This window comes from Bradyrhizobium sp. SZCCHNS3052, from assembly GCF_032484495.1.
Lineage (GTDB): Bacteria > Pseudomonadota > Alphaproteobacteria > Rhizobiales > Xanthobacteraceae > Bradyrhizobium.
In genome coordinates, this window is sequence record NZ_JAUETB010000004.1 from 78,271 (window position 1) to 92,520 (window position 14,250).

The window sequence follows — 14,250 nt, forward strand, 5'->3', positions numbered from 1 at the left end:
CGGGCTCAGGTCACACGCGATCAGTACACCCGCGCCTTCGGCGGGATGTACTGCACGTCGTTGGTCATGGTGTAGTTGTGCACCGGGCGGTAATCGATCGTGGTTTTGCCGTCCTTGCTGTCGATCCACGCCAGCGTGTGCTTCATCCAGTCCTTGTCGTCGCGATCCGGAAAATCCTCGCGCGCATGGGCGCCGCGGCTCTCGGTGCGATTGACGGCCGAGTCCATCGTCACGACTGCCTGCGCGATCAGATTGTCGAATTCGAGCGTCTCGATCAGGTCGGAATTCCACACCAGCGATCGGTCGGACACCGCGATGTCGCCGATGCCGCCATACACCTTGTGGATCAGGTTATGGCCTTCCTGCAGCACCTCGCCGGTGCGGAACACGGCACAGTTGGTCTGCATCACGTTCTGCATGCTCTCGCGCAGCTTCGCGGTCGGCGTGCCGCCGGAGGCGTAGCGATAATGATCGAGCCGGCTCAGCGCCTTGTCGGCGGAGTCCTTCGGCAGATCCGGCTGCTTGCCGTTCGGCGTCAGCTTCTCGGCCAGCCGCAGCGCCGCCGCGCGGCCGAACACCACGAGGTCGATCAGCGAGTTCGAGCCGAGCCGGTTGGCGCCGTGCACGGACACGCAGGCCGCCTCGCCCACCGCCATCAGGCCGGGGACGATCGCGTTGTCGTCGCCATCCTTCTTGGTCAGCACCTCGGCGTGATAGTTGGTCGGGATGCCGCCCATGTTGTAGTGCACGGTCGGCACGATCGGGATCGGCTCGCGCGTCACGTCGACATTGGCGAAGATCTTGGCCGATTCGGAGATGCCGGGCAGACGCTCGGCCAGCACCTTCGGGTCGAGATGGTCGAGATGCAGGAAGATGTGGTCCTTCTTCCGGCCGACGCCGCGGCCTTCGCGGATCTCGATGGTCATCGCGCGGGAGACGACGTCGCGCGAGGCGAGGTCCTTGGCGGACGGCGCGTAGCGCTCCATGAAGCGCTCGCCTTCGGCGTTGACGAGATAGCCGCCTTCGCCGCGCGCGCCTTCGGTTACCAGACAGCCCGAGCCGTAGATGCCGGTCGGGTGGAACTGCACGAACTCCATGTCCTGCAGCGGCAGGCCGGCGCGCAGCGCCATGCCGCCGCCGTCGCCGGTGCAGGTATGCGCCGAGGTGCAGGAGGCATAGGCGCGGCCATAGCCGCCGGTCGCGAGGATGGTGGTCTGGGCGCGGAAGCGGTGCAAGGTGCCGTCGTCGAGCTTCAGCGCGATGACGCCACGGCAGACGCCCTGGTCGTCCATGATCAGGTCGATGGCGAAGAACTCGATGAAGAACTCAGCGGCGTGCCGCAGCGATTGGCCGTACATCGTGTGCAGCATCGCGTGGCCGGTGCGGTCGGCGGCGGCGCAGGTGCGCTGCGCCTGGCCCTTGCCGTAGTCCAGGGTCATGCCGCCGAACGGCCGCTGGTAGATCTTGCCGTCCTCAGTGCGGGAGAACGGCACGCCCCAATGCTCGAGCTCGTAGACGGCGTCGGGCGCGTTGCGCACCATGTATTCGATCGCGTCCTGATCGCCGAGCCAATCCGACCCCTTGACGGTGTCGTACATGTGCCAGCGCCAGTCGTCCTGGTGCATGTTGCCGAGCGAGGCCGAGATGCCGCCCTGCGCCGCCACCGTATGCGAGCGGGTCGGGAACACCTTGGTGATGCAGGCGGTGCGCAGGCCCGCCTCGCTGCAGCCGACGACGGCGCGCAGGCCCGCGCCACCGGCGCCGACCACGACGACGTCATAGGTGTGGTCCTCGATCGGATAGGCTTTTCCGTTCGTCGCGGGCGCGCCATTCGCGCTGCCATTTGCTCCGCCGGCCATAGGCTAGACTCCAGTGGACAGTTTGATGAGGGCGTAGATCGAGGCGAGCGCCACGGTCACCGCGAAGAAGTTGTTGGCCATGATCGCGACGAGCTTGAGCGGCTCGCTGTGCACGTAGTCCTCGATCACGACCTGCATGCCGATCTTCATGTGCCAGCAGCTCGCGATCACGAACAGCAGCATGATCACCGCAATCGGAATCGAGCCGAGTATCTGCGCCGCGCCGGCCTGGTTGCGGCCGAGCAGCATGATCACGACCACGACGACCGGCACGATCAGCAGGGTCATGGCGACGGCGGTGAGCCGCTGGCGCCAGAAGTCGCCGGTGCCGGAATGCGCTGCGCCGAGGTTGCGGACCCGGCCGAGCGGGGTGCGCATCGATTTCGCGTGTGCGTTGCTCATCGGCCGCCTCCCACTGCGTAAGCCACGATCCACACCAGGACGGTCAAGGTGATGCCGCCGATCAGGGCGCCCCAGGTGAGCGCCTCGCGCTCATTGGCCTTGAAGCCGTAGCCGAGGTCCCAGACGAAGTGGCGGATGCCGGACAGCAGGTGGTGCAGCAACGCCCAGGTGTAGCCGAACACGATCAGGCGGCCGAGGAAGCTGCCCATGAAGCCCTGGACATAGGAGTAGGCGCTGGGACCGGACGCGGCGGCGATCAACCACCAGGCCAGCAGCAGCGTCCCGAAATATAATGCAACCCCGGTGGCGCGATGGACGATCGAGAGAATCATCGTCAGCGTCCAGCGGTAGGTTTGCAGATGCGGCGAAAGCGGTCGTTCGATCCTGGCTGTCATTGGTTGCTTTGATGATTTCTTGTGGGCCGTGAACGCGGGGGGCTTGCGGCCGTGTGGATCGGCAGGCGGGCTTTATTTACGGAGAAGGAACAGGTGTTGCAACGGACAAATCGCCCAAATCCGAACAAGGATTCAGTCCTAGGCGACCGATCGCAAAAGGATCAATGGCCGTCGTGGTATACCAGAAACCGATCGCGCCCGGATGCGGCGAACTATTATTCATTCCTAACTCCTCACCAAGGCCACGACCAACGCGGCGAGACTGTCAAATAGCGCCGACTGTCGAGCGTTGATTCACCGCTTAGCTACGGTCCTGAGCAAGCCGGTTTCGCGGCAAGCGCCAGCGCCATCTGATGATTCTGCAAACCTGCCCGGAGCGATTCGCGGAGCAACAACCTGCGTTGCGACCGCCTGCGCTGCAGCAAATCTCCCTCGATCTCCCGCGTTCCTCGCCCACACGGGGCCCCTCCGCCGGTCGACTTTGCCGCATGTCGCCGCCCGGCGAAGCGGCCTAGTCTCAGGCGAGGTGCAACAGACGCGGTGCAGGAGGCCTCGATGCCGCTGCCGACGGTCCGACCGACAACCACCGAACGCCCGGCGCCACTGCCGGCGCGCAAGGTGTCGTCGCACGAGCCCGTCGAGGAGCCCCTGACCTGCGTGCTCGGCTTCACCGCCGCCGGCCTGTTCGCCGCCTGTCTCGCGCTGGCCATCCAGCATGAGATTGCCTCGCTCGCCGTGCTCGAATTCGTGCTGATCTGCGCCGCGCCGCCGCTGGCCGCGCTCGCCGGCCTCGCGATCGGACGACGGCGCTAGGCCGCCGTCACTTCGTATAGATGTCCTTGTACTGATCACGCAGCACGTTCTTCTGCACCTTGCTCATCGCATTGCGCGGCAGCTCATCGACCACGAACACGCGCTTGGGCATCTTGAATTTCGCCAGTCGGCCGTCGAGACCCTTGAGCACCCCGGCCTCGCTGACATCGGCCCCCGGATGGCGCACCACGACCGCCGTGACACCTTCGCCGAAATCGGGATGCGGCACACCGATGACGGCGGACTCGACCACGCCCGGCATCGCGTCGATCTCGCTCTCGATCTCCTTCGGATAGACGTTGAAGCCGCCGGAGATCACGAGGTCCTTGCCGCGGCCGACGATGTGGACGTAGCCCTGCTTGTCGATCTTGCCGAGATCGCCGGTGATGAAGAAGCCATCGTCGCGGAATTCCGACTTGGTCTTCTCAGGCATCCGCCAATAGCCCTTGAACACGTTCGGGCCCTTCACCTCGATCATGCCGATCTCGTCGCGCGCGAGCTCCTTGGCCGTCTCGGGATCGGTGACGCGCACCGAGACTCCGGGCAGCGGGAAGCCGACCGCGCCGGGCACGCGCTCGCCCTCGTAAGGATTCGACGTGTTCATGTTGGTCTCGGTCATGCCGTAGCGCTCGAGGACGGCATGGCCGGTCCGCGCGAACCATTCGCGATGGGTATCGGCGAGCAGCGGCGCCGAGCCGGAAATGAACAGCCGCATGTGGCTGGTCGTCTCCTTCGACAGCCGCGGGTTCTGCAACAGCCGCGTGTAGAACGTCGGCACACCCATCAGCACGGTGGCGCGCGCCATCAGGTCGATGATCAGATCCGGATCGAGCTTGGGCAGGAAGATCATCGACGCCCGCGCAAACAGCGTGACGTTGCTGGCCACGAACAGACCATGGGTGTGATAGATCGGCAGCGCGTGGATCAGCACGTCGTCCTTGGTGAAGCGCCAGTAGTCGATCAGGGTCAGCGAGTTCGAGGCGAGATTGTCGTGAGACAGCATCGCGCCCTTGGAGCGGCCGGTGGTGCCCGACGTATAGAGAATGGCGGCGAGATCATCGGCGCCACGTGGCACGGTGGTGAACGCCTTGTCGGCCTTGTCGGCCGCCTCGGTCAGCGAGCCCCTGCCCGACGCATCGAGCGTTTCCACCTTGGCGCCGACCTTGGCCGCCAGCGCGCCGATGCCCTCGGCCTTGGCCGGATCGCAGACGACGACGGTCGGCTCGGCGTCGCCGATGAAATAGTCGAGCTCGTTGAGCGTATAGGCGGTGTTGAGCGGCAGATAGACGCCGCCTGCACGCACCGTGGCGAGATAGAGCACGAGGCCGGACACCGACTTCTCGGTCTGCGCCGCAACCCGGTCGCCCGGCTTGACGCCGCGAGCCGCCAGCACATTCGCCATCTGCCCTGCCCGCGCGATCAGGTCGCCGTAGGTGATGCGCTGACCGTCATGGGTCTCGATCGCCAGGCGGCTGGGATCGTCGAGGCCATCGAACAGGCGGGAGAACAGATTGGCGTTGGCGGCTTGGTTCATGCAACATTCCCCTGGGAGCATCGGCAGGCCGGCAGTGCCAGCCGGCGGAACATCATGCTCGACGAAGACGAAAAGGGCCGGGACAGCGAACAAGACCGGTGACATCGCCATCACCACGGTCGCCATCTCTGATCGAGGCTGCTCTAGCAAAAACGCCCTTTCGAAGGCAACGGGAGACGCTGGGATATGGTCAAGGGAAAACGGATCGCGTGGATCACCGGCGGCGGCACCGGAATCGGCGAGGCCGGCGCACTGGCGCTCGCCGCCGACGGCTGGACGGTGATCGTCTCGGGCCGGCGCACGGCCGCGCTCCAGGCCGTGGTGGCCAAGGTTGTCGCGGCGGGCGGCACGGCCGAGGCCGTCGCGCTCGACGTTGCCAAGGCCGCCGACGTGCAGGCCGCGGCCGATGCCATCCTGGCGCGGCACGGCCGGATCGATCTGCTGGTCAACTCCGCCGGCGTGAACGTGCCGAAGCGGCGCTGGGACGACATGACCATCGAGGGCTGGAACCAGCTGGTCGAGATCAACCTCAACGGTGTGCTCTACTGCATGAAGGCGGTGCTGCCGGCGATGCGGGCGCAGCAGGACGGCACCATCATCAACGTCTCGTCCTGGGCCGGCCGTCATGTCTCGAAGATGCCGGGACCGGCCTACACCTCGACCAAGCACGCGGTGCTGGCGCTGACGCACTCGTTCAACATGGAGGAATGCGTCAACGGCCTGCGCGCCTGCTGCCTGATGCCCGGCGAGGTCGCCACGCCGATCCTCGAGCAGCGCCCGGTGGTGCCGAGCGCCGAGGAGCAGGCGCGGATGCTGCAGCCGGAAGACCTCGGCCGCACCATCGCCTTCGTCGCGAACATGCCGCCGCGCGTCTGCGTCAACGAGATCCTGATCAGTCCGACGTGGAATCGGGGATTCATCCAGACGCCGGAGAACAGGGATTGAGCGGGGCTGGATATCGGTTGCGGCAATCGTGTCGGCGCGGGTCATGAAGATCGAGGTGATGCCCAGCTACCGGTGTCGTCCCTGCGAACGCAGGGACCCATACCGCGTGATTGTTGTAGGAGGCAGGCGGCGAGTCCCGTGCAAAACAACTGAACCCTGTGGTTATGGGTCCCTGCGTTCGCAGGGACGACGGCGGAGGTTGGCGTTGGCAGCGTTGCCTTCGAGACAGAGTTGAATACGTGTGTGTTCACCCCGCGACGCATCCGCGCCCGAGCTGTGCTGAATTTGGTCGCCCCTCAAACAGAGGGCGCAGGGAAGGCCGGGCGCTGGCCGCGCCCGTGGCCCGCCAGCGAAAGAAAATGCTGGCGGCAGGTACCACAGGTCTGGCCGAGAACGCCCGGCCTTCCCCGCGCAACGGTTTTAACGGCTGCTTCGCGTTCTCCCTGGTGCGCCGGGCTGTCTGGCCACCATCCCCACGCGAAGCAAAGCCTCAACGTGAGTTGACATCAGCATCGGGATGTCAGGACCGCGCGACTTGACCGTGCGTGCATCGCCGTTCGTCCGCGCAGACTGATCCACGCTGCGTCGACACACGCCCATCGCATCCCACTGCCAACGGTTCGTGACGGTCGCGAAACGCCCCTCATGCGGCAGCAGGGACGTGCGGAAATGTGCAGGTGATTTGCCCGACGATGCAAGCCTTATTGCTGCGGCAAACTAACACGACGGGCAATTTGCGCATGGGAGGGATGCTGGCAGCCCCACCGTCATTGCGAGCGAAGCGAAGCAATCCAGAGTCCCGCCGGAGCTCTGGATTGCTTCGTCGCTTCGCTCCTCGCAATGACGGTGGCGAGCATCACGCTATCGACCGCCGGCATGATCCCCAGCCGCCTCATCATTCTGGTCGAGCTATTACCACGACAGCAGTCTGCTCCCTCCCCCTTGCGGGGAGGGGTTGAGGGTCCGCGGGCGTTGAATTCGGTGGCGTGCGTGACCCCGAACAACAAAGTGCGATGAACACGATCGGCGGATTATTGGCTGGGGGGCTCGGACTCCGATTGAGAGCGGACTCGTGTACCCGCCCCCCTCCCCGCAAGGGGGAGGGGAGCGCGCACCGCCCGCGTGGTGAGCGTCACGCACCTCTGGGAGAGCGCAGTCGCTATGCGCCTCAGAACGACGTGCCGCCGCCGAACCTGAACTCCTGGACGGTGTCGTATTTGCCCTTGGACAGCGGCACCGCGTAGTCGAAGCGCAGCGGGCCGAACGGCGAGGCCCAGATCAGGCCGACGCCGACGGAGGAGCGCACCACCTTGCTGTCATCGTACAGCAGGCCGCATTTGCAGGCCGCGGTGTTGACCTCGCCGGTCGCCGCCCAGGAGGTCGGGCCCTGATAGCCCCACAGCGAACCGGCATCGGCATAGACGGCGCCCTTCAAGCCCACTTCCTTCGGCAGGAACCAGAACGGCATCTGCAGCTCGGCCGAGGCGCCCCAATATTTGGTGCCGCCGAGCGCATCGCCGGTGGCGCCGAGGCTGCGATAGGTGATGTCGCGCGCCCCGATTCCGTTCGAGGCGAAGCCGCGCACCAGGCTCGGTCCCATCTGGAAGTGGTCGAGCATCCGCAGATCCTTGTCGCCGATCTTGTTCAGCATGCCGCCCTGCAGATGGATGATGCCGACGATGTCGGCCACCAGCGGCGAGTAATACTTCGCATCGACCGCCGACTTGAGGTAGCTGACATTGCCGCCGACGCCGGCGAAATCCTGCTTCCAGTCGATCAGCAGGCCATCGGTCGGGTTCTTGTTGTTGTCGAGCGTGTTGTAGCTGAGCGTGTAGCCGAGCGCAGAGGTCAGCGCGGCGCCGTCGCTCAGCTCCTTGCGGACCGGCAGGCTCGACTCGCCATCGCCGTAGCAGCCCCAGCCATAGTAGCCCGAGCTGGTCGAATTGGTCGGATCGACGCCGCCGAGCACGCTCTTGATGTAGGCCGGGGTCGGGTTGAAGGCGAGCAGGCTGTTGGCGGCGTTGTTGTTGCAGTTCTTGTAGTAGGACGGCAGTGATATCTCCTGGCGATACAGCGAGTAGCGCAACTGGAGCGAGAGGTCTTCGCGCAACTGGAAGCCGAGCCGCGGACTGAAGCCGATCGTCGTCACACCATAGCTCGTATAGCTGTTCGCCAGCTGCTGCTTGTAGTAGACATCCAGGCCGAGCGCGATCCGGTTGTCGAGCAGATAGGGCTCGACGAAGGACAGCGAGACGCCCCTGCTGTATTGGCCGTAGCTCACGGACGCCTTGGCGTACAGACCGCGGCCGAGGAAGTTGCGCTCCGAAACCGAGACCTCACCCAGCGCGCCATCGGTGGTCGAATAGCCGCCGGAAACGGAGAGGTCGCCGGTCGACTTCTCCTCCAGATTGACCACGAGGATGACGCGGTCGCTTGACGAGCCCGGTTCGGCCGCGATCTTCACGTCCTTGAAGAAGTCGAGATTCTTCAGCCGGCGCTCGGCGCGGTCGACCAGCGCGCGGTTGTAGGCGTCGCCCTCGGACAGATCGAACTCGCGCCGGATCACGTACTCGCGGGTGCGGGTGTTGCCGCGGATGGTGATGCGCTCGATATAGGTGCGCGGGCCCTCGTCGACCTGGAACACGATCGCGACCGTATGCGCTTCCAGATTGCGGTCGCCGCGCGGACGCACGACGGCGAAGGCAAAGCCGCGACGCGAGGCCTCGATCTGCATCTCCTCGACCGACTTCTCGAGCTGCTCGACGTTGTAGAGCGCGCCGACATTGACGCGCGAATAGCCGCGCAGCGTGTTGGCGTCGAGCGCCGCGACGCTCGACTGGAACTGCACCGAGCTGACGCGGTATTGCTGGCCCTCCTCGATCTGGAACGTGACCAGGAAGCCCTTCTGGTCCGGGTCATATTCGCTGAGCGCCGCGACGACCTGAACGTCGGCATAGCCGTTCTTCAGATAGAAGCGGCGGATAAGGTCGCGATCGGCCTCGACGCGGTCGGGGTCGTAGACGTCGTTGTTGCCGAGGAAGCTGAGCCAGTTCGTTGCGTGCGTCTTGATGACGTCGCGCAGGCGCGCGGCGGAATAGGCGTTGTTGCCGACGAAGCTGATCGACTTCACGCCCGTCTTGACGCCCTCTTCGATGGTGAAGACGAGGTCGACGCGGTTGTTGGGCTGCTCGATGATCTCGGGCGTGACGCGGACGTCGTAGCGGCCGGAGCGGCGGTAGATCTCGGCGATGCGCTGCGCGTCCGACTGAACCATCGGACGGGACAGCGTGCCGCGCGGCTTCGACTGCACTTCCGCCGAGAGCTGCTCGTCCTTGACCTTCTTGTTGCCCTCGAAGGCGACGCGGCCGATCACGGGATTCTCGACCACGCGCACGATCAGCCGGCCGCCCTGCCGGTCGATCTTCACGTCGGCGAACAGGCCGGTCTGGACCAGGGCCTTGAGGCCGTCGTCGACCTGGCCGGCATCGAGCGTGCCGGCGGGACCCGGCTTGAAATAGGAGCGGATGGTGTCGGATTCGACGCGCCTGTTACCCTCGACGGTGATCGCGCTGGCGACGGCGGGTGCCGCCGCGGCCATGCGGGGCAGCGAGGAAACGGGCATGGCCAGCAGCATCAGGGCAAGCACGCCCAGCAGTCTCAGACGCATCATCGACGCTCTTTCGAAAGTCAGAGTCCTCGGCGCGCAGACGTTCGTCGGCACGCCACCGGAATCGCTGATGCCCGTCAAAGATGGTCGCGATGCGCCGATCTCGTTTCGTGAAATGTCTGATGATGCTGGATGTGACTGAGTGTTTCCGGTCAGACAAGATTCTCGGGCCAACCGAGCGGCAGAGGGCATGAGCAGCTAATAAGTGCGTCGCCCGCGCTGCGACCGGAAGGCCACGGCTGAGACGGACATCTCCGTTAAGCAATCGGCCCGGCCGCGCCGCATTCGGTGGCTTCCGAAATCAAATTCTACAAATCTTCGGAAATTGGCAATACGAGGGAAAAACGAGGGTGCTAATTGATCGTCATCCGAACTAAGCCCCCAAGTAGTTCGGCCAAGGCCCGGTGCGCGTAGATTCCCATTTATATTCCGGCGCACCGGGCCGCCCGTTTTCCCTCGCGCGCGAGCCGATGGCCCGTAGGATGGGCGGAGGCGGTCGTGCCGCGGCTCCATCCGAGGTCGCGGCAGCGCCATGCCCACGGTCTGAGCGCGAATGCGCTGCGCGGCGGTGTGCAGGCCGCCGCCTTCGGCGGCCGCCTTGCCCTCCCACGGTTCCCGCCGCCCCACCCGAATCACCACAATGTCCGCCGCTGTTGCGAAATTGCCTCTGGATCGGGGCGGGAAAACCGATCAAAACGGGCGGCAGCGCCGATGGTTAATCGCGTCTTAACCTCGCCCCACCTATGGTGACCAGACAGGCACCGGTTCATGGGCGATCGGCGGCTTCCACTGGTTTGGCGCGCGTTTTACGTATGGCAATGACCGCTTCATCCCCCGCGCCCGCTGGCGCCAGCCATTCGGAGAGCGAACGCTCGCCGTTTGCGCGGCTGAACGAGCTGCTCGCCCCTTACAAGCCGGGCAAGCCGATGATCACACTCGCCGTTGGCGAGCCGCAGCATCCGGTGCCGGACTTCGTCGGGCCTGTATTGGCCCAGCACATCGCCGAGTTCGGCCGCTACCCGGCCGCCAAGGGCATCGAGCCGTTCCGCAAGGCGGCCGCCGGCTGGCTGTCGCGCCGATTCGCGCTGCCGCGCGCTGTTGATCCCGAGCACGAGATTCTGGTCCTGAACGGCAGCCGAGAGGGCCTGTTCTTCGCCGCCCATGCGGCGCTCCGCCATGTCGGCCCGCGCCGCGGACGGCCCGCGATCCTGATGCCGAACCCGTTCTATCCGGTGTATGGCGTCGGCGCCCGCACCGCCGGCTGCGACTCCATCTATCTGCCGACCACGCGCGACAACGGCTTCCTGCCCGATCTCGATGCGATCGACGAGGCGACCCTGGCGCGCACGATCGCGTTCTACCTCGCGACGCCGGCCAACCCGCAAGGCTCGGTGGCATCAGCGGACTACATGCGCAAGCTGGTCCAGCTCGCCAACGCTTACGGCTTCCTGATCTTCAGCGACGAATGCTATTCGGAGATCTACACGAAGGCGGCACCCGGCAGCATGCTCGAGCATGCCGGACCCGACTACACCAACGTGGTCGCGTTCCAGTCGCTGTCGAAGCGCTCCAACGTGCCGGGCATGCGGATCGGCTTCGCCGCCGGCGACCGCCGATTCCTCGCGGGCTTTCACGAGCTGCGCAACGTCGCGGCGCCGCAGGTGCCGGTGCCGCTGCAGCACGTGGCCGTCGCCGCCTATGCCGACGAGGCGCATGTCGAGGAGAACCGGCGGCTGTACCGCGCCAAGTTCGATCTCGCCGACCAGATCATCGGCAACCGCTATGGCTACAAGCGTCCCGATGGCGGCTTCTGCGTCTGGCTCGACGTGGCTGATCGCGGCGGCGACGAGGACGTGACGTTGCGGCTGTATCGCGACGCCGGCGTGCGCGTGGTGCCCGGCAGCTACCTGGCGCGGCCGCAAGCCGACGGGTTCAATCCGGGCCTGGGCTACATCAGGCTGGCGCTGGTGGCGGATGCCGGATCCACCGGTGAGGCGTTGCACCGGCTGGTCGAGGTCCTGGGATAATCGCGGGGCTGATGCAGATGCCGGCGATCGAACGAGTCATCCCCCTGGTCAACCACCTGCCGACGTCGCTGCGCGACGCGCTGGTGCGACGGCTGCGCGAGCTCGCGGGCCTCTGCCTGATCGCGCTGTGCGGCGTGGCCGCGGCGGCGCTGATGACGTGGTCGGTGCAGGACCCCAGCCTGAGCCACGCCACCTCGCGCGCCATCCGCAACATCGTCGGCTATCCCGGCGCGATCAGCGCCGATCTGCTGATGCAGATCCTCGGTCTCGGCTCGATCATGGCGATCCTGCCGCTTTCGATCCGTGGCTGGCGGATGATGACGCACCGGCCGTTCGACCGCGAGGCGCTGCGCTTCGGCGCCTGGATTCTCGGCGCCGTCATCGCCGCCGGCTTTGCCAGCTGCTGGCCGCGCTCGCACGCCTGGCCGCTGCCGACCGGCCTCGGCGGCGTGGTCGGCGACGCCCTGGTGCGCGCACCGGCCGTGGTGTTCGGTCCGCCCGGTGTGATCTATCGGCTGGTGCTCGGCGCCCTTCTTCTGGTTGCGATGATCGGCTGCCTGCTGGTGGCCGGCGGCATGGGCGCGAAGGAAGCCGATCCGAGCCTGCTCGCGGATGAGGACGACGACACGCCGCTGGCCGACCCCGAGGACGACGACGACCGCAAGGCGATCCGGCTCGGCTGGGTGTTCCACGCCATCATGAGCGCCAAGGCCCAGGTCGTCTGGTTCCTGAGCACGGCCTATCGTGCGCTGGTCTCCTCCGGCCCGCAGCCGCGCGCCGCCGCCGCAGGCCGGCAGGAGCCCAGCCTGGGTCGCGGCAAGCCGACGCTCGCGCCCGAGATGGACGAGGACGGCGGCGACGAGGACGAGGCCGACGAAGGCGAGGATGAAGAAGAGGAGGAGGAGCCCGCTCCCCGCGCCCGCAAGAAGCCCGCGGCCAAGACGCCGGCCCGCAAGGCCAACGACAAATACGACCTGCCCTCGGTCTCGATGCTGGCGGCGCCGAAATCCTCCGACCGCCAGCCGCTGTCGAAGAGCGAGCTGGAGGCCAATTCGCGCGCGCTGGAAGGCGTGCTGCAGGACTTCGGGGTGCGCGGCGAGATCGTCAAGGCGCATCCCGGCCCGGTCGTCACGCTGTACGAACTGGAGCCGGCGCCGGGCATCAAATCGTCCCGCGTCATCGGCCTCGCCGACGACATCGCCCGCTCGATGAGCGCGCTGTCGGCGCGCGTCGCCGTCGTGCCCGGCCGCAATGCCATCGGCATCGAGCTGCCCAACGCGCATCGCGAGAAGGTGTACCTGCGCGAGCTGCTCGTCGCCAAGGAGGCGACCGAGAGCGTCGCCAAGCTGCCGCTCTGCCTCGGCAAGAACATCGGCGGCGAATCCATCATCATCGACCTCGCCCGCACCCCGCACATGCTGATCGCCGGCACCACCGGCTCGGGCAAATCGGTCGCCATCAACACCATGATCCTGAGCCTGGTCTATCGCCTCAGGCCCGACCAGTGCCGGCTGATCATGGTCGACCCGAAGATGCTCGAACTGTCGGTCTATGACGGCATTCCGCATCTCCTCACGCCTGTCGTCACCGATCCGAAGAAGGCCGTCGTCGCGTTGAAATGGGCCGTGCGCGAGATGGAGGAACGCTACAAGAAGATGGCCAAGCTCGGCGTGCGCAACATCGACGGCTACAACGCCCGTCTGGGCGAAGCGCGCGCCAAGGGCGAGGAGCTGACGCGCACCGTCCATACCGGATTCGACAAGGAGACCGGCAAGGCGATCTACGAGGAAGAGAAGCTCGACCTCGATCCCCTGCCCTACATCGTCATCATCGTCGACGAGATGGCCGACCTGATGATGGTCGCCGGCAAGGACATCGAGGGCACGGTGCAGCGCCTCGCGCAGATGGCGCGTGCCGCCGGCCTGCACGTCATCCTGGCGACGCAGCGCCCGTCGGTCGACGTCATCACCGGCACCATCAAGGCGAACTTCCCGACCCGCATCTCCTTCCAGGTCACGTCCAAGATCGACAGCCGCACCATTCTCGGCGAGATGGGCGCCGAGCAACTGCTCGGCCAGGGCGACATGCTCTACATGGCCGGCGGCGGCCGCATCAGCCGCGTGCACGGCCCGTTCTGCTCCGACGAGGAGGTCGAGAAGGTCGTCAAGCATCTCAAGGCACAGGGCTCGCCGGAATATCTCGAGGCGGTCACCGCCGAGGAGCCGAGCGAGGAGGATGGCGCCGTGTTCGATGCCACCGGCATGGGCGGCGGTGGCGGCGGCGACGACCTGTTCTCCCAGGCGGTCGCCGTGGTCAAGCGCGACCGCAAGGCCTCCACCAGCTACATTCAACGCCGGCTGCAGATCGGCTATAACAAGGCCGCTTCGCTGATGGAGCGGATGGAACAGGAAGGCATCGTCGGCCAGGCCAACCACGCCGGCAAGCGCGAGATCCTGGTGCCCGAGGAGGAAGGCGGGTTCTGACGGCCCCGATGGCCGCAGAAACGCCGCTTCGGTGCCCGATCTTCACGCGATTACGATCACGCTGCCCGGCCGAACCGGGATAGAACGCGTAAAACCTCAGGACGTCGTTTTGAAAAGCTCCTTGT

The 14,250-nt window shown here is 66.0% G+C and carries 10 protein-coding genes; 5 read left to right on the forward strand and 5 right to left on the reverse strand.

All coding sequences use genetic code 11. The annotated features are described in order from the left end of the window. Nucleotides 1–20 precede the first annotated feature (20 nt). The 3 genes from sdhA to sdhC are packed head-to-tail and all read right to left on the reverse strand — an operon-like array spanning nt 21 to nt 2,656. Nucleotides 21–1,859, reverse strand: a complete 1,839-nt coding sequence (sdhA, locus tag QX073_RS15295; protein WP_315750532.1) for a succinate dehydrogenase flavoprotein subunit — start codon at nt 1,857–1,859, stop codon at nt 21–23. 3 nt (nt 1,860–1,862) lie between these two features. Beyond that, nucleotides 1,863–2,237: a succinate dehydrogenase, hydrophobic membrane anchor protein gene (sdhD, locus tag QX073_RS15300; protein ID WP_315716954.1), complete on the reverse strand. Its 375-nt coding sequence runs from the start codon at nt 2,235–2,237 to the stop codon at nt 1,863–1,865. Nucleotides 2,238–2,257: 20 nt separating this feature from the next. After that, nucleotides 2,258–2,656, reverse strand: a complete 399-nt coding sequence (sdhC, locus tag QX073_RS15305) for a succinate dehydrogenase, cytochrome b556 subunit (protein ID WP_315716771.1) — start codon at nt 2,654–2,656, stop codon at nt 2,258–2,260. A 555-nt stretch (nt 2,657–3,211) separates the two neighbouring features. On the opposite strand from sdhC, the gene QX073_RS15310 reads away from it, so the two are divergent. Continuing rightward, nucleotides 3,212–3,469, forward strand: a complete 258-nt coding sequence (locus QX073_RS15310) for a hypothetical protein (RefSeq protein ID WP_316225977.1) — start codon at nt 3,212–3,214, stop codon at nt 3,467–3,469. 7 nt (nt 3,470–3,476) lie between these two features. Here QX073_RS15310 and QX073_RS15315 read toward each other — a convergent pair whose 3' ends face one another. Continuing rightward, complete coding sequence (locus QX073_RS15315) at nt 3,477–5,003, reverse strand: malonyl-CoA synthase (RefSeq protein WP_315716773.1); 1,527 nt, start codon at nt 5,001–5,003, stop codon at nt 3,477–3,479. Nucleotides 5,004–5,189: 186 nt separating this feature from the next. Here QX073_RS15315 and QX073_RS15320 point away from each other — a divergent pair, with 186 nt between their 5' ends. Continuing rightward, nucleotides 5,190–5,948, forward strand: coding sequence for an SDR family oxidoreductase (locus tag QX073_RS15320; RefSeq protein WP_316225978.1), 759 nt, complete (start codon nt 5,190–5,192; stop codon nt 5,946–5,948). A gap of 1,168 nt (nt 5,949–7,116) precedes the next feature. Here the strand turns inward: QX073_RS15320 and bamA are convergent. Beyond that, on the reverse strand, nt 7,117–9,618 hold the full coding sequence (gene bamA / locus QX073_RS15325) for an outer membrane protein assembly factor BamA (RefSeq protein ID WP_316225979.1): 2,502 nt from the start codon (nt 9,616–9,618) through the stop codon (nt 7,117–7,119). Between bamA and QX073_RS15330 the strand changes: the two genes are divergently transcribed. The 3 genes from QX073_RS15330 to QX073_RS15340 all read left to right on the forward strand — a co-directional run bounded on the left by QX073_RS15330 (nt 9,569) and on the right by QX073_RS15340 (nt 14,125). Beyond that, nucleotides 9,569–9,757, forward strand: coding sequence for a hypothetical protein (locus tag QX073_RS15330; RefSeq protein WP_315800934.1), 189 nt, complete (start codon nt 9,569–9,571; stop codon nt 9,755–9,757). The two genes, bamA and QX073_RS15330, sit on opposite strands and share 50 nt — an antisense overlap. 670 nt (nt 9,758–10,427) lie before the next feature. Continuing rightward, nucleotides 10,428–11,642, forward strand: coding sequence for an aminotransferase class I/II-fold pyridoxal phosphate-dependent enzyme (locus QX073_RS15335; protein WP_316166418.1), 1,215 nt, complete (start codon nt 10,428–10,430; stop codon nt 11,640–11,642). 11 nt (nt 11,643–11,653) lie between these two features. Continuing rightward, complete coding sequence (locus QX073_RS15340; protein ID WP_315750528.1) at nt 11,654–14,125, forward strand: DNA translocase FtsK; 2,472 nt, start codon at nt 11,654–11,656, stop codon at nt 14,123–14,125. Nucleotides 14,126–14,250 lie beyond the last annotated feature (125 nt).